The following is a 23479-nucleotide window of genomic DNA, read 5'->3' on the forward strand; positions in this document are numbered from 1 at the left end:
ATTTTATTTTGTAATGTCGTGTTAGAGAAAATTATTAATATTGTATTAAATTTCTTCTTTTCAAGCTCAATCAGACTATTATATGGCAAAAGATTTACTAAGGCTTATTATCATGATGTTGATAGTAAGTACACCCGCATTGGCCCAGACAATCTCGGGTCGGGTTACGGCAAGTACTGATGGCCAGTCGTTACCTGGCGTATCAATTCTGGTGAAGGGAACCAGCTCGGGTACCATCACAGACACGGAGGGCAAATACACGATTGCCGCGGCCAAAAACAGAGTATTAGTCTTCTCATTCATTGGCTACAAGACCAAAGAGGTTGCTGTTGAAAACAGAGCTTCTTTAGACGTTGTGCTGGACGAAGACGCTTCCATGATCAACGAAGTTGTTGTTACAGCTTTTGGTATGACTCAGGAAAAACGGGCGTTGGGCTATGCCACCGCAATCGTTAACAACGAGTCGCTGATTAAAACGGCGTCGCCAAACTTTGCCACTGCCCTGTACGGAAAAGCGCCGGGTGTTACGATCAATGCTACGCCGGGTGGTGCAACAAGTGGTGTAAGCATCAGCATCCGGGGGTTGGCTTCCATCACCGGTAATACCCAGCCATTGATCGTCATGGATGGTATCCCCATTCGTAACGGCGAAGCCCGCAACACCGACTATTGGGGTGATCAGCGCATCCGGGGTAACGGTCTTCTGGACTTGAATCCTGCCGATATTGAAAATATCTCTATCCTGAAAGGTGCTTCGGCAGCTGCGCTTTACGGTTCGGAAGCGGTGAATGGTGTTGTGCTGGTTACCACCAAAACCGGTAAAGGGAAAAAAGGATTAGGCGTAGATTTCAGCGCAAGCTATAGTGTTGATAAAATTGCTTACCTGCCGCGGTATCAAAACGTTAGAGGTCCCGGCTATTTTAAGAACTATGCCGACGGCGGTCAGGATGCCAATGGCTTTATTTCCTATGATACGAATGGCGATGGCGTGGGCGACACCAGAGGTCTGCTCAATGCTACGGTTAACTTCGGCCCAAAATTCGATGGACAGCCCGTTATGGCATTTGATGGCGTCGTTCGGCCTTATGTAGCCTCCGGTAACAGTTATGCGAACCTGTTCCAGAATGCCCATACATCGAACATCAACCTGGCAATCTCTAAAGTAACGGATAATTCGACCATGCGTTTTTCATATACCCGGCAGGACAACGGAATGATCAGCTACGGCGCGAAAAACGAAAAGAATATCATGAACCTGAACGCTAGCTTTAGCGTCAACAAAAAGCTGCGTACGGATCTGATGGTCAACTATGTGAACCAGTATACGCACAATCGTCCATTCAAAGTAGATCGCATGATCAACAACTTTACGGGGATGATGAACCGGTTCGAATCGGCCGATTGGTACTTCAACAAATACCAGACCAGCCAGGGCTATAAGTTCGTAACCGGTACCAACCAAAGTCTGACGCCTAACGAGAACATTATCCGCAATGGCTTCAAACCAGATATTGGTGACTATGTATGGAGTACACGGGCCAATACCTACGACGAATATAGCAACCGTGTAATTGCCAGTGTCACCCAGCATTATGATATTCTGGACAACCTGAAGTTAAGAGGTCGGATCGCAACCGATCTTACCGCCGAACGGATTGAAGATAAGCAGCGCAGCTCTATTCCGCTCGCCTTTGGTTACTCCGGCTCTTTTGCCATGAATAATAACCTGTACAGCAATGTTTATGGCGACTTGTTCCTGACCTATACCAAAAAAATAAATGAAGATATAACGGTTTTGGCATCGGGCGGCTATACGGCCAACAAAATGCTGAACACCTATGTTAGCCGGTCGACCAATGGCGGGTTGAGCACCGAAAATTTCTTTGATGTTTCGGCCTCTGTAAACACCGCCGGTGGCTCAAACACCCGCGACCGTTCCCTCCGCGATGCTTTTGTAGGAACGTTGAATTTCGATTACAAAAATTTCTTCTTCATCGAAGGAACAATCCGTAGAGACCGTACCTCTTTGCTGGCGCCGGGTAACAACGCATTCACTTATCCGTCGGTCAACTCAAGCCTAGTTTTCAGCGATCTGTTTAGACTCCCAGCCGTTATTAATTTCGCTAAACTGAGAGCATCCTGGGGAATTGTGGGTAACTACCCACCAATCTACAGTGCAAACAATGCGTATAATCAGGGAAGCCTGAGTGTACAGCAAAGCGGTGGTAGTTCGGTTCTGTACACAAACATCAGCAGCGACTACGGCAACGACAAAATCCGGCCTGAGCAGAAGCACGAATTTGAATTTGGTCTCGAAGCCAAGTTGTTCAAAGGTCGGGTGGGTGTAGATCTGTCGTATTATAACGCACAAATCGTTGACCAGATCCTGCCTCTAACTATTGCCGCCACATCGGGTGCTAAAACGATTCTGGCCAACATCGGCACATTGAGAAACCAGGGCCTGGAACTTGCCCTGAACGTATCCCCAATCCGGAATACAGAACTGAACGGTTTGAACTGGGACTTGACCCTGAACCTGGCCAAAAACAGCAACAAAGTTGAAAAACTGACCAATAACTCGACTGAGTTGCTGCACGCTGATTATGATGGTAATGCGGCTCAGTTACGGTCGGTAGTGGGTCAGCCAATGGGCGATATCTACGTTCATGGTATCCTGAAAAACGCCGATGGCCGGAATGTAGTTGGCCCGAATGGTATCTACCAACTCGATGCCAACAACTGGATCAAGGCGGGTAATGCTATGCCGAAATTGACGGGTGGTTTGTTGAACAGCCTGAGCTATAAAGGCTTTACTCTGGATGTGGTCGTTGATTTCCGGTACGGTGGTTCCATTATGCCAACGGGCATTAACTGGTTGACATCGCGCGGTCTGACCGAAGAAAGCCTGACGGCAATGGATGCCGAACATGGTGGTCTTAGCTACTACAATGACGCGAATGGTAAAGGTATTCCAACAACGGCTTCTGCCGGACCTGGCGGAGAAGTGGTCTACCACGATGGTATGTTGATGGACGGTGTACTGCCAACGGGCGAAGCCAACACCAACATTATTTCTCAGGCTGTTTATTACAACAATACCTATAACTGGGGCGGTCCACAGTACAGCAGCTCGCGTTACGAATTGTACGTGAAAGAAAATACCTATATCAAAATGAGAGAAATCTCTTTAGGCTATCGGATTCCGGCAAACATCTCTCGTAAGATCGGCTCGCAGAACCTGACTTTGTCGGTATTTGGTCGTAACCTGTTCTTCATCTACAGAACCCTCAAGGATCTGGATGCTGAGCAAACCAACTCCAGTACCCGCTGGGCAGAAAATATCAATAATGCTGGTAATAACCCATCGTTCCGCACAATGGGGGTCATGTTACGCGCCAGCTTCTAACCTTGATTCAATCATGAAAATGAAAAAAATATCGTTCCTGTTTGTTGCAGGGCTTATGCTGGGGAGCCTGTCCTGTAAGGAGTCTGAATTTACGGAAGCCTACCCAAACCCCGCCAAGATTGCTGAAACAACCATTGAAAAGCAATTTACCGGTGTTCTCTATGCCAACAAAGATTATGTGCTGCCGGGTTACCGAAATTACTTCGTTACCCTGCGAACATCCATAAATCACTACACGCAGGCAACTGGCTGGGTTAACTCGTCGGGTCAGTACATTCCGGGATCGTCGGGGGTAGAAGATGTATGGTACAACTACTACAATATGTTGGCGCAGTATCGCGAACTGCAAAAAATTTATGCGACAAAGCCCGCCGAGCAACAGGCTGATCGGAAAATTTTCATGTTGGCGGCAGCGGTTTATGTGTATGACTACACGGCGAAGATGGTGGACTTACTGGGGCCTATTCCGTTTAGTACAGCTGGTCTGTTAAGTTCCAACGGGGGTGACTACCTGTCGTCCAGTGCAAAATTCGATTCAGCGGAAAGTATCTATACATTTTTGCTGGATGATCTGAAACGGATTTCGACCGAGTTGAATGGGATTACCTTAAACGCCGGTTACCAGAAGTCATTTCAGACGCAGGATTTCCTGAACAAAGGTGACGTAACTGCCTGGAAACGGTATACGAACTCGCTTCGGCTTCGGTTGTTGAACCGGGTTTCGGATGTGGACAGCTTCAAGTCGCGTTCGAATACCGAAATGGCTGAAATTCTGGGCAATACGACGACCTACCCAATTGTTGAGACCAACGCTCAAAATATCCAGATCAATGTCTATGACATCAACACCGATCTCAACTCGAAAGGGTTCCAGGATGGGCTAGAATCGGCTGGCTGGTATGGCAACACAGCGGGTAAAGCGATGATCGACAACATGAATACCAACAAAGATCCGCGTCTGTCAATACTTTTTGAACCAGGGGCAAATGCCGCCGGGAAATATATCGGTATTGATCCTACGGCTACGGAAGCAACACAGACCGCACTCTTTAACGCTGGTCAGGTGGCTATTTACAACCGTTTTACGTTAAGCCGTAATCAGTTCTTCCCCGGTGTTCTGATCAATGCCGCGCAAATGAATCTGATCAAAGCGGAGTATTACCTGAGAACCAGCAACGATGCTTCGGCAAAAACGGCTTACGAAACGGCAATCGCGCAGTCGGTTCAATTCTATAACGGAATTTTAGCGATCACCAACGCGACGGGTGTTACGGGTTCTGACAAGCCGACGGCGGCAACCGATGCGTCTATTGCGGCTTACATTGCCGGTACTGGCGTAAACTGGAGCAGCGCAACCACCAGCGCCGATAAGCTGAAACTGATCGCTACCCAGAAATGGCTTCACTACAACCTTGTTCAGCCTTATGAAAACTGGGCAGATCTCCGCCGTCTGGACTATCCAACGTTAAGTTTCCAGGTTGATAATGCGAACAACCAAACATTACCTCCTGCAAAATGGACGATTCCCGGCAATGAAATCACGTATAATGCGGCCAATTACGCGGCAGTGAAATCAACGGATAATCTGAAAACCAAGATTTTCTGGGACGTGAAGTAAGTCTCGATTAATTATAGATTAGGTAAATAAAAGTGGAATGGGCAAGCCGATTGGTTTGCCCATTTTTGTTGGTTGGCGGTCAGATTTACGCTATTACGTAAAAGCTAATCTTGTAAAGGTTAAAGACAACGTGGTGAATTAGTCGCGTGGCGACGAGATGTTTGTAGCAAAAGTGGCCCGCTGAGCCAACCTGCGTGCCGTAGGTACGCAACCTTTATCAATTGTTGCGTACCTACGGCACGCGGGGAAGCTGAAAGAATCTAGTTCTACAAACATCTCGTCGCCACGCGACGGATTTGCTACCTTAATGAGCTGATAAGGCCGATTTTGATCTAGTCAATTCAGTCCCAAAAAAATCTACAAGATTAGGTTGTAAGATAGGGGTTACTATTTACCCTGATTCTCCAGCACCAGCAGTTGCGGAAACGATGTAATGCCCTTAAAGAGCAACTGGGTCATTTCGCCAACGGTGTGAAAATAGGAGCCCAAAACAATATCGATATCACCATCCTGATCGAAGTCCGCTGCTTCCATAGTCAACCATTTGCCATAGGCGGCTTCTGGCGTGCTGAACGGTTTAAAGGTCAGTTTGCCTTCGTTGACTAAATAAATAAACCCCTGCTCTGGCTGGGCAAGACTGGAGTAAAAAGACGTAGCCGCAATGTCGAGGTCGCCATCATTGTCGAAGTCTCGTGCAACGGCTTTACTCGCCCCATACATTGGGTAAAACCAGGCTTCCTTGAAGTTATTTTTCCTGTCATTCAGGTAGATACGTACCCCATGGTAGTTTTTATTGATGGCCGAATAATCCCAGTTATCGCCATTGGCTAACAGAATATCCGGAAACCCATCTTTATTAAAGTCGGCTAGTTCGAAGTAGCTTGACCCAAACAGTGGCGAGAAACGCAACACCGTTTTTTCGTTGAATTTGCCGTTTCCCTGGTTATAAAAAATAGAAATTTCTTCCCGTGCCTGGGCCATCAGGACCATAATATCGAGCTTTTTATCCCCGTTGAAATCGGCAATTTCCACTTTGCGGGCACCCGGAAACGCTTTTAAAACATGCTCTTTGGCTGGCTCAAAACCGTCGTACCAGAATAGCTTTCCGGCATTGTTGCCAAACCCGCAGATAACCACATCTTCTTTCCCATCGGCATTCAGGTCGCCGGATGCAAACTGTACAGGACGGGGTAGCTCCCGGATATCGACCGGTACAGAACCAGCTTTGGCAGATCGCTCCAATGTCATGAGTCTACCCAGTTGCTGATCTGACGGACTAAAAACGCCAACCGTAAGCACCCTCGGAGCGGCATTTTTTGGAAAATCCATATCGGTTGGTGGCGTGTCAACCAGCCAGCTGTCTTTTCGTGAAGTGCCGTCTTGCTGCAACTTCCCATCGAGCACATAGACGGTATTCCGAGCATCTCCCACGTAGAGCTGAGCCGTATTCCTGTCGTACTTCAGCATTGTTGTCTGCGGCACCGGATTGTCGCTGAGCGCAAGCTCCTTTACCTTAAATAAAGAGAGATGGTTAGTGACGGGTGAATAGGATTTTTGCGGAAGTGGCTCTTCGGGCGCGGTACGTTCGTAATAGCTTACGATTTTCTCCCAGTCGGCTTTGGATAATGCAGGCGTGTTGGGATAAATGTTCAGCTGGCTGACGGCTTTTTCTTCCTCGGGCGAGCGTGCTCTCAGCGTATCCTGTCCGGGTTGTTTGATCCCCAGCCGCATCCCCATGTTGGGTAACACACCCGTTACCCATGTTTTTCTGTCCAGTAGCTCGGGCTCAGGAAACAGGTGGCAGCTACTACAGTAACGTACGGCCAGTTGCTTGCCGGCAGCGGTTGAATCAGACGTTTCAGCCTTCTTTCTATCAGGCTTACCGATGGTGTTATTTGTTTCGATGTCGGCAAACGAAACCACACCGAGGGAAATAAAGAGCAGTAAGCCGGATTTAATGACAGCCATCAGGAACGTTGTTGTATAAGCCCCTTTCCTGTTTTAGGAGAGGGACGGTCCGACGCTTTGGCCGGGGATGTAAATTTACATTGGCATAAATAAACTTTCTATTACCAGCAAATAGCCTTTGTTCCATTTGTTAGCCTAGTTGATAAATATTTTTTCATGTGCACCCATATTTTTAAAAAAATTTAAAATATAGGTATCTTTGTCTCGTACCCTTTTTTACCGAAGAATAGTGAAGCTACGTTTGTCTTTGCTATGTATTTTATTGGCCGTTTCCGTGTCCGGCCTATTGCTACCCTACACGTCGATGGTTGCTGCTCAGACACCTCCCAAACGGTATGTGCTCATTGGGTACGTGAGTGGAAATGGGTGGACGAAGGCTAGTATTGAGGCTCGTAAACTCACACACATCAACTACGCGTTTGCCGTACCCGCCGAAAACGGAGAACTGGCGCCTATCTCCCCCAAAGACTCCGCCAATCTGGTCGCATTGACCTCGCTCCGGTCGGTTAACAAAGACCTGAAAATCCTGATCTCAGTTGGTGGCTGGGGCGGTTGCAAGTATTTCTCGGATGCCGCGCTGACCGATGCTTCGCGCCGGAAATTTGCCAACAGTGCCGTGTCGTTCCTGAAAAAACATAAGCTCGACGGCGTTGACATTGACTGGGAATACCCGGCTCAGATTGGAGCGGGCAACATCTTCCGACCCGAAGACAAGGAAAACTTTACCTTGTATCTGAAGGCCATTCGTGACCGGCTCGATGAGCAGGGGAAGGCGGATAAGCGTACTGGTTCAAATCATTACCTGCTGACGGCCGCTACCGGGGGCGACACGGCTTTTGTGAACCATACGAATCTGGGAGAAGCGCAAAAATACCTGGATTATGTCAACATCATGACATACGATCTTTACCACGGCAATGATAAAGTGACGGGGCATCACAGCCCACTGGCGCAGTCCAAAAAAGGCGATCAATCGCGCAACAGCTCGATTTCGGCAGTGGAAGGTCATATTCGGGCTGGCGTTCATGTTCGTAAAATCGTGCTGGGCATTCCGTTCTACGGTCGGGCTTGGACCGATGTACGTCCGGTTGATAATGGGTTGTACCAGCCATCAACGGGTAAGCACCTGTTCATCAGCCACGATGAGTTGGTGGATAAATACATCAGCAAAAATGGATTTGTTCGCTATTGGGATGCCGATGCAAAGGCACCTTATCTGTGGAATGCTACATCACACACGTTCGTTTCCTACGCCGATGTCGAATCGTTTGGTCCGAAGCTGGACTACGTGAAGAAGAAGGGGCTGGGTGGAATTATGTTCTGGGAGTACATCTACGATCTGAAGCATAAAGCACTCCTTGATCCTGTGGTCAATGGCCTGAACTAACCTTATACTGACGACTCCTACCCATGAAGAATACCTACTTTCGCGCACTTTACTACAGCTGTACTTTATCTTTTTTACTGGCATCCGGCGCCGTATCGGCTCAGCAGCATTCCGAACAGAACCACGCCCATTATGTAACGCCCAAAGACAGTCTGGTGCGCCAGAAACTGGCGCATTGGCAGGATATCAAGTTCGGATTGCTCATGCACTGGGGTACTTACAGCAAGTGGGGCATTGTTGAATCCTGGTCTCTTTGCCCCGAAGATGAAGGCTGGTGCGAACGCCGTGGCCCCTATGCCGCCAATTGGTATGAGTATAAAAAGGCATACGAAAACATACGCACAACCTTCAATCCAACAGAATTCAATCCCGAACGCTGGGCCACGGCGGCCAAAGATGCGGAAATGAAGTATGTGGTATTTACGACGAAACACCACGACGGATTCTGTATGTTCGACACCAAACAGACGGACTATAAAATCACCGACCCAAAAACACAGTTTTCGTCGAACCCGCGGAGCAACATCGCCAAAGAAGTGTTCAGCGCTTTTCGGGGAAAGGATTTTATGGTCGGTGCTTATTTCTCGAAACCGGACTGGAATACCCCTTCCTACTGGGACCCCTATTTCCCACCCAAAGATCGTAATGTGTCATACGCACCCAAAAAATACCCGCAGAAGTGGCAGCAATTCAAGGATTTTACCTACAACCAGATTCAGGAGTTGATGACGGATTATGGCAAGATCGATATTCTATGGCTCGATGGCGGCTGGGTCCGTCCGGCATCCACCATTGACTCCACGATTAGCTGGCAGCGCACCATTCCCTACGATCAGGATATCGACATGGCCCGGATTGCTGGCATGGGCCGCAGCAAACAGCCGGGTTTGCTGGTCGTGGATCGTACGGTAACGGGTGAATTCGAGAACTACGTGACCCCTGAGCAGTCGATTCCCGACACGTACATGCCCATTCCCTGGGAGTCGTGCATGACGATGGGGGATTCCTGGTCCTATATTCCGAAAGAAAACTTCAAGTCGTCCCGCAAATTGATTCAAACCTTGGTGGACATCGTTGCTAAAAACGGCAACCTGCTCCTGAACATTGCCCCTAGCCCCGAGGGCGACTGGCACCCCGAAGCCTATCAACGATTGCAGGAAATTGGGGCCTGGTTGCGCGTCAATGGCGAGTCGATTTACGGAACCAAGCCTGTAGCGCCTTACCGGCAGAAGCAGTGGGCTTACACGGGCAATGGCAAAACGAAGTACCAAACCTACCTGCCCGCCGAGAAAGAGACAGTGCCCACAAGTATCACCCTCAACAACGTTGCGAAAGTCAACAAGCCAACGGTGAAATTACTTGGATACGCTAAACCATTGAAAGTCAGCAAAACAACAGAGGGGCTGGTGGTGGCGTTACCTGAGCCCGCGCGACAGTGGCTGACTACCCAACCCGCCTGGGTTTTTAAACTGGAAGAGAAGTGATTAATCATTTGATTATTAATTGCTTACTAACTTGCCCTGCTCTTTACAACCGATCAACTATGTCAAACCGATTTATTCAACTTGCCTTTTCGCTACTGTCAATAAGCCAGATTCAGGCGCAGATCAAGCCTGAACCGGCCACGTATTCGTTCACGAAGGGGCTGGTTGCGCTGACGGGTAGCCGATATGGTCGGGAAGCGATTTATGCCGATCCGCTGGCCTATCAACTGTATTCCGGTACGCTCAAACAACCAACAGAAGGAGCCGTATTCGGCACTGATGAGCAGGGACGCGACATCAAATGGATGGCGGTTACGGCCGACAGCCTGAATCGATTGCGGTTTCGGGGCAGTTTTCGGGGAAATGGTGGAGCGCCAGCCGGTCCCTGTGTCGTAGCGGGTAGCCTTCGGGGCGGTATCGGTGGGGGTGGAGGGTACACCTACCTGACCTACTCATCGGCTCGCGAACAAGTTGCATTACTAAATATAAAGGGGAACAGCAACGTCTACGTAAACGGCGAACTGCACATGGGCGATGCCTACAGCATGGGTTATCTGCACATTCCGGTGAAGCTTAAAAAAGGACTGAATGAGTTCTATGTGCGGGGTGTTATGATAACGGCCAATCTGAACTTCCCGGACAAAACCGCTTTAGTACGCACCGATGATCCTACATTACCCAGTATTAGGTTAGGCGAATCAAATGCCTCACTTCAGGGAGCCGTGGTCGTGGTCAATACATCGACGACACCATTAGCTGGCCTGCAACTAACCAGTAAACTGACGGGCAAAACGCAAACAACCAGTCTACCCGTTATACCGGCCTTATCGAGCCGAAAAATAGCGTTTACGTTCGACGGTAGCGGTATCGACACGAAAGGTCCGCAACCCTGTGCGCTGACCCTTCTTCAGAAAGGAAAAGTGCTGGACGCAGGCACGATTTCGGTGGAGGCCGTTCCCGCTGGCGCATCTTACAGCCAGACCTTCGTTAGCCATATCGACGGTAGTTTGCAATATTATGCGGTAACCCCTCAATCGTCGGCTACAACGGCTCCCTCGGCCTTGTTCTTGTCGGTACACGGCGCGGGTGTGGAAGCCAGTGGACAGGCCAGAGCTTACAAATCCAAAGACTGGGGAAACCTGGTGGCAGCCACTAACCGTCGGCCACGCGGTTTTAACTGGGAAGACTGGGGGCGGCTGGATGCGTTGGAAGTACTGGCGATTGCTAAAAATCAATTCAATCCTGATCCACAGCACATTTATCTGACCGGCCACTCGATGGGCGGGCACGGCACCTGGTTTCTGGGCGCTACCTATCCCGATAAATGGGCCGCTATTGCCCCCTGCGCCGGTTACCCAACCCTGAAAGAATACGGTTCCGCCGACGGCGTGATTCCAGACAGCAGTAGCAATCCACTGGAACAGATGCTGTTACGTTCTGGCAATCAGAGCGATGTGCTGAAACTGACGAGTAATTACAAACCGCTGGGCGTTTACGTTCTTCATGGCGATGCAGACCGGACAGTGCCGGTTACCTACGCTCGCCAGATGCGTAAACTGCTGGGCGAATCGCAGCCCGACATGAGCTACTACGAATATCCCGGCGGCAGCCACTGGTTTGGCGATGAGAGCGTTGACTGGAAACCGTTGTTCGATTTCTTCAAATGGCACAGGATTCCGGCTGACTCTACGGTAAACACCATTGATTTCATGACAGCTAATCCCGGCATTTCGTCTGCCTATCGCTGGGCGTCTATTGAGCAGCAGACCCAGCCACTGCTTTACAGCCGGATACAGTTAGGCCGGAAAGGGCAGTCTATCACAGGGACGACATCAAACGTAGCCCTTCTGAAATTGGCACTGAATGAATTTGCGGCTAAAACACCCCTGACGATTACGCTGGACGCAAACCCGGCGCTGGCCTATACGACCACGAGTGCCCATGATACCTTGTTCGTTCGTCGCGAAAATGGGCAATGGAAGCTGGCGCAACGGCCCGATGCCGCTCAGAAAGGGCCTCATCGAAATGGTACCTTTAAAGACGCATTCAATAACCGGATGGTGTTTGTATACGGAACGAAAGGCACGAAAGAAGAAAACGACTGGAACTGGCAAAAGGCCCGCTACGACGCTGAAACCTGGTATTATCGGGGTAATGGGGCCATCGACATTGTAGCCGATACGGATTTTTCGCTGGCCAGCTATGCCGACCGGGGGGTTGTTCTTTTTGGCAATGCAACGAATAATGCCGCCTGGAAACAGCTGCTGGCTGACTGTCCAATCCAATTGGAACGTAATCGCGTACAGGCGGGTACTCAGCAGTGGCAAGGCGATGACCTGGCAGCCTATTTCGTCTGGCCAATCAAAGGGTCGAAAACGGCCTCGGTAGCCGTTGTTGGTGGAACAGGGCTTAAAGGCATGCGGGCGGCTTCGGCTAACCAATATTTTGCCGGAGCCAGCGGATTCCCTGACTTCATGATCTTTGGGCTGGACATGGTTCGGGACGGTAGCAAAGGCGTTCGAATGGCGGGCTTCTTCGATAACAACTGGAAACTGATGCCGGAAAAATACGCCGTCAATGGCCAGAAAAACGGCGCTGAATAAGCTCATTTGCTGTAGCCCGACTCCTTTACTTAATTCGCTTACGAGCCTAATGATTCGATTCCATTCCCTGTTGCTGGTTCTGTTCGTCACCTTGTCCAGTCAGGCACAGGACATGGCGCAGCGGTCCCCACATATTTCCTATTCAACCGGACTAACCCGCTACGTCGATCCATTTATTGGAACAGGTTTTCATGGGCACGTTTTTATGGGGGCAAATGTGCCGTTTGGCGCTGTTCAGCTTGGCCCTACACAAATGTCTCAGGGATGGGACTGGTGCTCGGGCTACCATTATTCGGATTCGTTGATTGTCGGCTTTGCGCATACGCACCTTAACGGGACCGGTATTGGCGATTTGGGGGATGTGCTGCTCATGCCGACAATTGGTCCGGTCAAACTAACGCGAGGTACGACGAAAGATAGCCGGAGCGGCTACGCATCCCGGTTTTCGCACGCACAGGAAACGGCACGACCTGGCTACTACGCGGTGAAATTGCAACGCTACAACATCGACGTTGCCCTGACCGCTACTGAGCGGGTTGGTCTGCACCAGTACAAATTTCCCAAAGCCAGCGACGCGCATATTGTGCTTGACCTGGGCGAAGGGGTGGGCGATCGACCAACGGAAACGTACCTGGAAAAGCTGAACGACTCTACGCTGGTTGGCTACCGTTTTTCGAAGGGATGGGCATCCGATCAGCGGTTGTATTTCGCCGTTCGTCTCGCCAAACCAATTCATCAACTAACCCTGTACAATGACCAAACAGTGGTAACAGACCCGTCGGTCAAAGGCATTCGGGTAAAGGGTGTGTTAAGTTTTGCCACGCAGACGAACGAAACGATTCTGGTGAAAGTCGGCATCTCGCCCGTGAGTTCACTGAATGCGCTGGCGAACATTCGGGCCGAATTACCTCACTGGAATTTTGCCGGTGTCGCTGCGGCCGCCGACGCTGCCTGGAATAAAGAGCTTGGCAAGATTGTGGTGAAAACGAACGATCAAAACCGGCTCAAAATATTCTATACGGCCCTGTTTCACACGCAGGTGGCCCCCTCTCTGTTCAACGATCACAACGGCGATTATCGCGGTGCTGACAAGCAGGTTTACCCGAAGGCGACCTTCGCCAACATGACTACGTTTTCCTTGTGGGACACCTACCGGAGCGCCCATCCGCTATTCACACTAACACAGCCCCGGCGCGTTTCTGACATGGTGAATTCCATGCTGGCGATTTACGATCAGCAGGGAAAGCTGCCAGTCTGGCATTTGGTTGGTAACGAAACCAATACCATGCCCGGCAATAGCGCCATGCCCGTTATTGCCGATGCCTGTCTTAAAGGGATAAGCGGATTTGACGTAAACCGAGCGTTTGAGGCTATGAAGAAAAGCGCCATGCTGGATGAGCGGGGCTTGAAATTCGTCAAATCAAAAGGATACATACCCGCCGACAGTCTGGTTGAAAGTGTTGCCAGGGGACTTGAATACGCTATTGATGACTGGGCCATTGCGCAAGTTGCAAAGAAGTTGGGAAAGCAGGATGACTACGCTTATTTCAGCAAGCGGGCTAAAGCCTATCAACAGTATTTCGATCCGGAAACACGGTTTATGCGCGGACGCGTATCGGACAGCGACCGACGAACGCCGTTTAGTCCGGTAGTATCCCGGCACATGAAAGATGATTTTGCCGAAGGAAACGTCTGGCAGTATACCTGGCTGGTACCTCAGGATGTAGAAGGATTGATTGCGTTGTTCAAGGGCGAAGAGGAGTTTACCCGGAAGCTTGATTCGCTGTTCGTCATGAAGGGCGATATGGGTAGTGAAGCCTCGAACGATATTACAGGACTGATTGGACAATACGCTCACGGAAATGAACCAAGCCACCACATTACGTACCTATACGGTTATGTTGGTCAGCCCTGGAAAACCGCTGATAAAGTGCGCTATATTCTAGACAGTCTGTACACAACCCGTCCCGACGGTCTGATTGGCAACGAAGACGTCGGGCAGATGTCGGCCTGGTACGTCCTGTCATCATTGGGTTTTTATCCGGTCAATCCCGCCAACGGAGCCTATGTATTTGGCAGTCCCGTGTTTGATGAAGTAATCCTCAATCTGGAAAGCGGCAAAACATTTCAGCTACGTATCGTAAACAATAGTGCCGCCAATCGCTACATCAAACGCGTACTGTTAAACGGTAAGCCTTACACGAAGTCTTATCTGCTGCATCAGACAATCATGAACGGCGGAACGCTTACGATCGACATGGACAGCAAACCCAGCCTCACCTGGGGAGTCCCGCCCGCCGACCGACCACGATCCGTTTCAAATTGATTACGGAAAGCAATTGACGGGTTTCGTGAATGATGGAAGAGCAGTCATAAATCGTGCTAAACAGTTCTTTTTTCTGCGTCCAGTACAACTAACTAGTAATTTGCAATCAGGTTTCGCCTAAGAATATAATCTACTACTACTAGAATACTTACCGCGAAAATGGTCAATGGGTAACTAATCGGAAGGGCGTCAAGGGTTCCTGCTAGGCCGGAAAGAAAATGATCCAGGCCGGACGATGCAGGTTGAACTGGACCGGAAGGAAGGAGAAGCACACAGGAAAGAATGATAAATAGCACTGATGCAGCCATCATATACCATACTCCGGGGCGAATGATGGGGGCCAACGGTTTTGGTGGCGAAACCGTTAGCTGATTCATTACCCGGCGACTGAAATCCGTCGATGGTTTCTCGGCCAGGGTATGCGCTTGTAAAAGCTGGATCAGCGCTGCTTCTTTCGCCGGGTCCAGCTCCGATTCAACTTGTACCCGTTTCATAATGGCATTGACAAAGTCAGCACCCGGTTTGTCAGGTTCGACTCTTTGCATCAGCTTTTTGAAACTATCTTCCTGTTTGTTCTCCATACAGTAATGGACGGTTCAACTCGATATCCTGTTCATTTACAATAAAAAACGCAACTGCTCTTCCAGCACTCTTCTGGCCCGGAATAATTTTACCTTGATGTTCGATTCCGATAAACCGGTAATCGCTTCGATCTCCCTGATTGACTTCTCGTCAAGGTAATACAACGTGATTACTAATCCTTCTGTTGCCGGTAATCGTCCGATAGCGGCCTTGATATAGTTCTGCTGCTCGGATACCTGTAGTTGCTCCAACTGAGGAGTCTGGTAATGATGCAGATGGGTCTCGGTGATTTCTTCATGAATTGGCACCGTTGCCACTCGCTGCTGTTCTAACTTAGTAATGGCTACCCGGTAGACAATGGTGTAGAGCCAGGTGGAGAACTTCGATTTTCCCTCAAACCGGTGCAGTTGCTGATACGCTTTGACAAACCCTTCCTGTGCAGCGTCCTCAGCATCTTCCGCATTTCGCATAATCCGTAGCGCAATCGTATAGGCCATGTGCTTATACCGATCAACAAGGAAAGCATAGGAAGCCGAGTCGCCCTGTTTAATTTTATCGATATAGACCTGATCTTCCGTTTGCTTCACGAGCCTGCTGGTTAGGTTGAACATCCGTCCGTGCCCCTTGCCCGATTAGACCTTCGTTTTCAAAAGGAGGTTACAGCTTTACCCCTTTTTATTTTATGCGTAAATTTTTGTCAAAATCTGTAACCCGGTTCTTGTTTCACCTGTCATATGGGCGAAAATGGGTCAATAAAACTAATAAACGAAAAGCTATATGAGCGGTGACGACTTAAAACATATATTGATATTCCTTGGCGCATTTGCCAGTATTTTCGGCATCGTGTACGTATTCCTGATGACACGTTCCCGGGAGCGGATGGCCATGATCGAACGGGGAGTCGATGCGTCGATATTTTCGGGCAATGGCTCGATTTCACCTACCCTGAAATTCGGGATGCTATTCGTCGGGATCGCCATCGGAATGATCGTTGCGGATGTTGTTGCGAATGTTATGTACACCTATTATGGATTCAGTAAAGGTATCTCTTTCCCAGCCATGATATTTTTATTCGGGGGGATTAGCTTAATCCTCAACTTCGTTATTGAGCGAAAATTGTCTAAGAAAAAGTGATCCTGTCTGGACTGTCTCCTGATTTTTAATTACTGAAGTTGTTTAAACGTTCTCTTTTGGTGAAGTCTGGGGTGTTTTTTGTCATCCCGACGATAGGAGCGGGCCGCCCTTTAGGTTTGTGGGCTAGTAATTTTCCAGGATTTGGTAAGTTGCCAGTAGTCAACCAGAGTGGGGTAACCTAACGGGTCGCCAAGGATCCAGACCTATGCTCCGATTCAGGACCCCACTCTGTTTCCAATGCCTAAGACTCGGATAGAAATTAGGGTTTGCAGGCCCACAAAAGGGTTCGAGTAAAAGCAAGGAGTTAGCTACCATTTCAAAACTAAACCTTCTTATGGACTTTTGCTACTTCATTGGGATTGACATTGCCAAAGACACTTTAGACTGGGCCGTTTATCATACTCAGCAGGGAATCGTGCTGAGTGTTCACGCCGACAACACGCTCAAAAGCATCAAGCAGACCTTAGACCAGCTAAAGCGCCTTCCAGGCTGGAATTCAGCAAACGCTGTGTTCTGTATGGAACATACAGGCATCTATAATTCACACCTACTAGAGCTACTCTACAAGTTGAAACTTGCCATCTGGTTAGAGTCTTCCTTACAGATCAAGCAAGCGGGAGGCATGCAACGGGGTAAGAACGATAAGGTAGATGCCCAGCGTATCGCTCAATATGCCTTTCGTTTTCGCGACCAGATGCGCTTATGGACACCACCCCGCGAAGTTATCCAGAAATTAGCGTTCCTGAGTGCCACTCGTCAGCGCCTTAATCAAGCCGGTCCGCCGGTGCGGTATAATCTATTGGCTGTTCCTGTCGCCGAGCAAGACACATTTATTGACAAGAAGCTCCAAAAGACCTTAAAAGGTAATGTCAAAAAATCCCTGGCTGCCCTTCGAGGAGAACAAAAAGCTATCGACCAACAAATTCATGAGCTCATTCAATCAGACCAACACTTAAAAGAGCTGTTTGACTTAATGATCTCTGTACCTGGTATTGGCCCGGTGATTGCGACCGAGTTGTTAATTGCTACCAACGAGATGCAGACCATCAATGACCCTAAAAAACTGGCTTGCCATGCCGGGGTGGCTCCTTTTGACAGGGCCGCCTGTGCGGTACCGTTCCGGTAGTAGCATCCGCGGTCGAACGAAAGTAAGCCACCAAGCACGCAAACGCCTGAAAGCTCTGGTTCATCTGGGTACTATGTCGGCCATTCAGGTGGCCGGTGACTTTCAGGAGTACTACGCTCGTAAACTCAAAGAAGGAAAGCCCAAGATGTTGGTCATCAATGCCGCTCGCAACAAGCTGATTCACCGTGTCTGCGCCGTAGTGCGCCGGGGCGAAAAATATGACAAAAATTATAGGCCAGCACTTGTTTAAGCCATAGAAATCGGAGCGGGGATCTTCGGTGAGCTGAAGAGTTCCTTCTCTACCGAAGATCCCCGCTCCTATCGTCGGGATGACAAAAAATACTCAATGAGGGCTTGATTACAAAAGTTTAAACAGCTTCACTGATAAAGCCCAATAATCCTTTTCTGTTTCTGTGATTTCTTCCCAAAAAGAGCCTGAATCTCTTCCTGGGATCGCCATGCCTTTTTCAATCAATTAGCCCTTAACGCTATGAAAATCATAACTATACTTTCGATATCGATACTCCTGCTTTGTGTACAGATAGGGGTTGCCCAAAAACAATCGACAGGCTATTCAATTCGCGGAACCATCGCTGATTCGGCAAGCCATCAAGCGTTGACATTCATAACGGTTAACTTGATGAAGAGCCCCAACACCGTTCTGAAAGCAGACTACTCCCAAGCGGATGGCTCATTTTCGTTTGCGGGGCTGGACGCGGGAAGCTACTCGCTGGCTATAGTGGGCGTGAGTTACAGAAGCAAACGGATTTCGGTTGAGTTGGCGGATTCGGGTGAGAAAATAAAAGAATTAGGCATCATACCGCTTAGTCCTGACATCGTGGGCCTGAACGAAGTGGTCGTAACGGCTATAAAACAGATTGTGAAGCAGGAAATAGACCGGATTACCTACGACCTTCAGGCTGATCCTGAAAGTAAAGTATTTAGTGTATTGGAGATGATGCGAAAGGTGCCGCTGCTTTCGCTGGATGGAGATAATAATATCCTGATGAAGGGAAATGGTGATTTTAAGATCCTGATCAATGGAAAACCGTCGAGTATGATGGAGCGAAACTATAAGGATATTCTTCGAAGTATGCCCGCATCCTCCATCGAGCGCATTGAAGTGATCACGTCGCCCCCGGCCAAATATGATGCCGAAGGGTTGGCAGGAATCATTAACATTATCACCACGAAAAAGCTGGATAATGGCTACAACGGTTCTTTTAATCTCAGCGAACGTTTCCCGTCTGGCGGGCCAGGTTTGGGAGGAACGATCTCGGCCAAACTGGGCAAATTCGGTATCTCAGCATTCGGCGGTGCCAATATGCAGACTAATCTCCCAATTCGGGGGGGTGTTCAGCGAATTACGACAGGAGAAGAACCGACTACTCTTTTGCAGGAAAGCACGATAGGATCAAAAAGTCGAACGGCGTACCTGGGCTATGAAATGAGTTATGAAATTGATACGCTAAACCTGATCGCTGTCCAACTTAACCTGAACGGCAACAAGTCAGACGTTAACTCGATACAAACCAGCACTTTGATGCGTTCGGATGTTCGTTTGCAGGGGTATAACCTGTCAACTAATCGTATGGGAAATGGAAATGGCCTAGATGCATCCCTGAATTACCAACACAGTTTTCGGGCGGATAAAAACCGGTTGCTGACCTTCTCGTACCGGTATTTAATGTATGGGGACCAACAGGCGAGTGAGTTGAGCCTTACCAACCGGGTAAATTATGCCATGCCCAACTATAGGCAGGTGAATGACCAGCATTTTGCGGAACAGACGGTTCAGATAGATTATGTCCATCCCATCAGGAGACACCAGATCGAAGTGGGTTTAAAAGGCATTTTACGGGATAACCGAAGCGATTTTCAGTATGCTATTGCGGATTCCATAACAGGCCAGTTCGTGACTCAACCGACGATCAGTAACCGATTCAGGAATACGCAGAATGTTTTTGGCGGCTATGCAACCTATCAGTATGCATGGAAAAGCTGGGGTTTAAAATCAGGGCTACGTATAGAAGAAACCGTTATCGACGCCGACTTTATTTCGGTCGATTCCAGAGTGAAAAGGATGTACTTTAACCTTATCCCTTCTGTGTCTGTAAATCGGAAATTCAAGAATAATAGTGGCCTTACGCTGGGCTACACACAGCGAATCCAGCGGCCGGGGATTTATCAGTTAAATCCCTTCGTGGATCGTTCTAATCCGAATTTCGAGCGAACCGGCAATCCTGATCTTCGGCCCGCTCTTGTCAATGACATCCAGCTAACGTTCAGCGGAACAGGAAAAGCCCAACTGAATATGGGTTTGGGATTCACTTTTCTTCGGAACATGGTTTTCCCCGTTTCAGTATATGATTCAACGACAAATATTACGCGGACATCCTATGGAAACACAGGCACGGCGAAGCTCCCAAACGTGTTCGTGAACCTCAATTATCCAATTACCAAACGGTGGAATGTAAGCATAAACAGCCGGTTCGCATATGGAATGGTACAGGGTTTAGTAAACAGCGTATTGATTAAGAATGAAGGATTGATGTACAACGTCGCGGTATCGACCAATTACAGACTCCCAAAAGACTGGCGGCTGACCGCTAATCTGCAATTGAATGGGCGAGGGGTTAATCTACAGGGTAAGACAAATAGCCTTGTAAGCTCTTCATTCAGTATTAATAAAGACCTGATTAAGGACAAATTTGCCATTGCGGGTTCGATCAACAACCCGTTCCGTACCTATAGAGAAAACAGTGCCACTACGTTAGGTCCTGATTTTCAGCAGACTAATTTTCGTTGGGACTACTTCCGGTCATTTACTGTTAGTTTGAACTATAAATTTGGCAAGCTCAAGGAGTCGATTAAAAAGAGCAAACGCGGCATTCGTAATGATGATATTCAGAGTGGAAGTTAGCCTGAGTAGAAAGAGACTATTACCATAAATGGCAAACATTTTTGCTATCTATTTTATTCCATATATGCAGGCTGGCAACCGTAAATGGTCAGGCACCATCATGAACCAGGCAGTAGTTCCGGTCAGGGAGCCATATTCAGTATCTGTTTGTCGGCCTAGCCTAACCAGATTAGTTGGGTAAACGTGGTGTGTAACCGTTTATGAGTAGACAGATAGTGACACATTCGCAAATTCGATTCAGGCTTAAATCGGACATTCTAGTGTCCGATTTCGTACAGAGCCCTGACGTGTACTAGTGCTCGAAGCCCTAGAGAGGACCCTGAGTGCGCTGGTATGATAGTTGAGAGATGATCAGCGAAGAACGTACCCTAAAGCCTAACTCCCATGCTCTACACGTATGTCAAGATTGTCTGGCGCAACATGGTTTATCAGAAACTATACAGCCTGATCAACGTTAGCAGCTTAGCCATTGCGATCACCGCTGTGCTGCTGATAATGACATGGGTACAAAATGAACTTCGATTTGATGTCGACCAACCCGAATCCGAACGAATCTATCTGGTTACAAATCGTGAACAAACCGACATCAAGCAAAATACCCTCTGGGAGCATAGTCCTTATCCACTAGCCAATGTCATGACCAGGCAGTTTCCCGAAGTGGAATTGGTTGCTCAGATGACCCGATCTCAACATGAAGAAGTCAATTTGCACGTCAATGATCAGGTCTTTACGGAGGCCTATACCGCCTACGTCGATGATAACTGGTTGAAACTCTTTCACTACGAAGTCCTGGAAGGGTCTATCGACGCGTTTTCAGCTCATCCCTACAGCTTGATTCTAACTGAGTCGAAGGCCAAAACCTTATTCGGGTTGAGTCACGTTACAGGTCATCGTGTGCGCATCGATTCAACCGACTACATCGTTAGGGCCGTTGTCAAAGACAACGCGGTCAATTCCAGCTTTCAGTTCGATGTCATTCTACCCCTTGCCTCCCAACTGAACACTAAACTCAGGCAAGAGGAAGCAAACAATTGGGTCTATGCCACCCACCGTACCTTCGTCCGACTGCGACCCACGGCAGATCCGGCCCAAACTGCACAGAAAATTACCCGCTTGTATGTTCGCCATCGAGACAAAAAAAACTTGACCGCTAGTCTGCTGCCTTTACAGGAATTACATGTTGAAAACGGATTCAAAGTGTCTGCTTTTCTTCATGGTGATCCAACGACGGTGAAGATTTTTACGTTGCTGGCCATCATGCTATTACTGGCTGCCTGTATAAATTATGTGAATCTAACGGTAGCCCGAACGAGTGTCCGTTCAAAGGAAATTGGCGTCAGAAAAATGGTAGGCGCCAGCCGGATTCAGTTATTCTGGCAAATCATTGCTGAATGTGTAATGACCAGTGGCGTGGCCCTGGGATTGGCCCTGATGTTGGTATCGGCCAGCTTGCCTACATTCAACGAATTTGTGGATCGGACTTTTGAATTAAACCTGCTGGAATGGCCTACGATCTGGATGGTACTCAGTTGCTGGGTAGCGACATTACTGCTAATCAGCATTTATCCAGCCCTGCTGCTTTCTTCGATCAACCCCATTCATCTTTTTCAGGGTATGGTTTTTTTTCGGGTCGACCGATCCCTACTCCGTCAGATTCTGAGCTCCATCCAGTTTGGTCTGACTGTGGTAATGATCCTGGGAGCTATCGTCGTATATCGGCAGTTCTCGTTCATGCAAAGTCAACATAAAGGATATGGGCACAGCCAGTTGTTTACCGTCCAGGTTCCCAGAGAACATGTTACCATTTCCAGTTTCGAGGAATCCCAGGCTTATCAAAAACAGTTAGAATCCCGCCTGCAGGCCTTGAAACAACATCTTCAGGCGCAGACATCTGTTAAAGAAGTAGTTCGTCTAAATATGTCATCCGTGGTAAATAACGGTTATACAATTTCGGGCGGTATCGACTGGGAAGGTCGTCCGTCAAATTTCCAGCCAGCGTACATTCCCTATTCAGCCGATGAAGATCTGGATAAGGTAATGAAGTTCCAATTCGTGGAGGGACGCTGGTTTGACCCTCATCTGAGTTCGGATCAAGGGAATGTTGTACTAAATGAAACCGCCGTTAAGCAGTTTGGGCTAACCCCGCCCATTATTGGCAAACAGTTTAACAGGGGGAAGATCATTGGGGTGATAAAGGATTTTTATCACCAGAGTCTGCACGCGAAAATTGACCCGGTGGTCATTCAAACCAATCTGCCAAACAGGGTATCTTTTTTGATCGAAAGCCATCCAGGGCAGGTTACAAAAGCTTTAGAGACGGTACTGACTAGCTTTCAGAAGCAGTTCCCTGGTGAGCCGCAACAGTATACATTCGTGGATCAGGAGTTTGATCAGCTTTACAGGGCAGATAAGAAAGCCCTACAGTTTACTCTATGGTCTTGTGGTTTGAGCATTCTGATTGCCTGTATGGGTCTTCTGGGCATGATGATATTTGCCACTGAGCAACGTCGAAAAGAAATCGGAGTACGCAAAGTCCTGGGCGCATCTGTGCAAAGTATTGTGAGGTTACTGTCAAAAGATTTTCTAAAGCAGATGGTCATTGCCTTCATAGTTGCATCACCCATTGCTCTGTATTGTGTGAATCGGTGGCTACAAAGTTTTGCTTACAAAGTGACCCTGGAGCTATGGATGTTTATCGTAGCAGGTGTACTGGCAATAGGCATTGCCTTGGTAACGATTTCGATTCAAGCTATAAAAGCAGCTATGGCCAACCCGGTCAATACGTTGCGAAGGGACTGACTGGGTAGATGGCCCTGCGAAATTTGTAGTAACCTAACTGCTTCATGGAAATGTCTATAATGGGTTAAAAGCAAAAAAGCTAATCAGTTGATTTCGAGCTTGAGGGCTCCAATCCTGATTAGC

Annotated in this window: 14 protein-coding genes; 11 read left to right on the forward strand and 3 right to left on the reverse strand. The window is 48.5% G+C overall.

Annotation, left to right across the window (positions count from 1 at the left end; translation table 11 throughout):
• Positions 1 to 82: 82 nt before the first annotated feature.
• Both CWM47_RS16140 and CWM47_RS16145 read left to right on the forward strand, forming a co-directional pair.
• Positions 83 to 3406, forward strand: a complete 3324-nt coding sequence (locus CWM47_RS16140; RefSeq protein WP_100989244.1) for a SusC/RagA family TonB-linked outer membrane protein — start codon at positions 83 to 85, stop codon at positions 3404 to 3406.
• Positions 3407 to 3419: 13 nt separating this feature from the next.
• Positions 3420 to 5024 (forward strand): SusD/RagB family nutrient-binding outer membrane lipoprotein, encoded by a 1605-nt coding sequence (locus CWM47_RS16145; RefSeq protein ID WP_100989246.1) that lies wholly within the window; start codon positions 3420 to 3422, stop codon positions 5022 to 5024.
• A 387-nt stretch (positions 5025 to 5411) separates the two neighbouring features.
• Here the strand turns inward: CWM47_RS16145 and CWM47_RS16150 are convergent, their stop codons facing one another.
• Entirely contained in the window at positions 5412 to 6992 is a 1581-nt protein-coding gene (locus CWM47_RS16150; RefSeq protein WP_100989247.1) for an FG-GAP repeat domain-containing protein, read from the reverse strand.
• Between the two features lie 304 nt (positions 6993 to 7296).
• On the opposite strand from CWM47_RS16150, the gene CWM47_RS16155 reads away from it, so the two are divergent.
• Genes CWM47_RS16155 through CWM47_RS16170 form a run of 4 tightly spaced genes read left to right on the forward strand, consistent with a single transcriptional unit; the run spans position 7297 to position 14792 of the window.
• Positions 7297 to 8379 carry a glycoside hydrolase family 18 protein gene (locus CWM47_RS16155; RefSeq protein ID WP_100989249.1) on the forward strand — a complete coding sequence of 361 codons (1083 nt, stop codon included), beginning with the start codon at positions 7297 to 7299 and terminating at the stop codon, positions 8377 to 8379.
• 23 nt (positions 8380 to 8402) lie between these two features.
• The gene (locus CWM47_RS16160; RefSeq protein ID WP_100989251.1) at positions 8403 to 9863 is read left to right on the forward strand and encodes an alpha-L-fucosidase; all 1461 of its coding nucleotides are present in this window, start codon (positions 8403 to 8405) and stop codon (positions 9861 to 9863) included.
• A gap of 59 nt (positions 9864 to 9922) precedes the next feature.
• A complete protein-coding gene (locus tag CWM47_RS16165; protein ID WP_100989253.1) occupies positions 9923 to 12466 on the forward strand; it encodes a carboxylesterase family protein in 2544 nt (847 codons plus the stop codon).
• Positions 12467 to 12515: 49 nt separating this feature from the next.
• Entirely contained in the window at positions 12516 to 14792 is a 2277-nt protein-coding gene (locus CWM47_RS16170) for a GH92 family glycosyl hydrolase (protein ID WP_100989255.1), read from the forward strand.
• A 92-nt stretch (positions 14793 to 14884) separates the two neighbouring features.
• Here the strand turns inward: CWM47_RS16170 and CWM47_RS16175 are convergent, their stop codons facing one another.
• A complete protein-coding gene (locus tag CWM47_RS16175) occupies positions 14885 to 15373 on the reverse strand; it encodes a hypothetical protein (RefSeq protein WP_100989257.1) in 489 nt (162 codons plus the stop codon).
• Between the two features lie 36 nt (positions 15374 to 15409).
• Positions 15410 to 15961, reverse strand: a complete 552-nt coding sequence (locus CWM47_RS16180) for an RNA polymerase sigma factor (protein ID WP_100993906.1) — start codon at positions 15959 to 15961, stop codon at positions 15410 to 15412.
• 190 nt (positions 15962 to 16151) lie between these two features.
• Here CWM47_RS16180 and CWM47_RS16185 point away from each other — a divergent pair, with 190 nt between their 5' ends.
• The 5 genes from CWM47_RS16185 to CWM47_RS16200 all read left to right on the forward strand — a co-directional run bounded on the left by CWM47_RS16185 (position 16152) and on the right by CWM47_RS16200 (position 23356).
• Positions 16152 to 16508: a DUF6249 domain-containing protein gene (locus tag CWM47_RS16185; RefSeq protein WP_100989259.1), complete on the forward strand. Its 357-nt coding sequence runs from the start codon at positions 16152 to 16154 to the stop codon at positions 16506 to 16508.
• 334 nt (positions 16509 to 16842) lie between these two features.
• Positions 16843 to 17634, forward strand: coding sequence for an IS110 family transposase (locus CWM47_RS16190; RefSeq protein WP_262512015.1), 792 nt, complete (start codon positions 16843 to 16845; stop codon positions 17632 to 17634).
• A complete protein-coding gene (locus CWM47_RS39785) occupies positions 17615 to 17884 on the forward strand; it encodes a transposase (protein WP_262512016.1) in 270 nt (89 codons plus the stop codon). The genes CWM47_RS16190 and CWM47_RS39785 overlap by 20 nt, the downstream gene beginning before the upstream one ends.
• A 240-nt stretch (positions 17885 to 18124) precedes the next feature.
• Positions 18125 to 20557: an outer membrane beta-barrel family protein gene (locus CWM47_RS16195; RefSeq protein ID WP_100989262.1), complete on the forward strand. Its 2433-nt coding sequence runs from the start codon at positions 18125 to 18127 to the stop codon at positions 20555 to 20557.
• Positions 20558 to 20941: 384 nt separating this feature from the next.
• Complete coding sequence (locus CWM47_RS16200; protein WP_100989264.1) at positions 20942 to 23356, forward strand: ABC transporter permease; 2415 nt, start codon at positions 20942 to 20944, stop codon at positions 23354 to 23356.
• The last annotated feature ends 123 nt before the right edge of the window (positions 23357 to 23479 follow it).

The sequence above is a fragment of the Spirosoma pollinicola genome, from assembly GCF_002831565.1.
Lineage (GTDB): Bacteria > Bacteroidota > Bacteroidia > Cytophagales > Spirosomataceae > Spirosoma > Spirosoma pollinicola.

Bases quoted from the DNA above. Each gene is read 5' to 3' on its own strand.
- CWM47_RS16140 (WP_100989244.1), top strand. From the start codon at position 83: ATGGCAAAAGATTTACTAAGGCTTATTATCATGATGTTGATAGTAAGT.
- CWM47_RS16195 (WP_100989262.1), top strand. From the start codon at position 18,125: ATGAAAATCATAACTATACTTTCGATATCGATACTCCTGCTTTGTGTA.
- CWM47_RS16185 (WP_100989259.1), top strand. From the start codon at position 16,152: ATGAGCGGTGACGACTTAAAACATATATTGATATTCCTTGGCGCATTT.
- CWM47_RS16150 (WP_100989247.1), bottom strand. From the start codon at position 6,992: ATGGCTGTCATTAAATCCGGCTTACTGCTCTTTATTTCCCTCGGTGTG.
- CWM47_RS16160 (WP_100989251.1), top strand. From the start codon at position 8,403: ATGAAGAATACCTACTTTCGCGCACTTTACTACAGCTGTACTTTATCT.
- CWM47_RS16165 (WP_100989253.1), top strand. From the start codon at position 9,923: ATGTCAAACCGATTTATTCAACTTGCCTTTTCGCTACTGTCAATAAGC.
- CWM47_RS16200 (WP_100989264.1), top strand. From the start codon at position 20,942: ATGCTCTACACGTATGTCAAGATTGTCTGGCGCAACATGGTTTATCAG.
- CWM47_RS16145 (WP_100989246.1), top strand. From the start codon at position 3,420: ATGAAAATGAAAAAAATATCGTTCCTGTTTGTTGCAGGGCTTATGCTG.
- CWM47_RS16190 (WP_262512015.1), top strand. From the start codon at position 16,843: ATGGACTTTTGCTACTTCATTGGGATTGACATTGCCAAAGACACTTTA.
- CWM47_RS16170 (WP_100989255.1), top strand. From the start codon at position 12,516: ATGATTCGATTCCATTCCCTGTTGCTGGTTCTGTTCGTCACCTTGTCC.
- CWM47_RS16155 (WP_100989249.1), top strand. From the start codon at position 7,297: ATGGTTGCTGCTCAGACACCTCCCAAACGGTATGTGCTCATTGGGTAC.
- CWM47_RS16175 (WP_100989257.1), bottom strand. From the start codon at position 15,373: ATGGAGAACAAACAGGAAGATAGTTTCAAAAAGCTGATGCAAAGAGTC.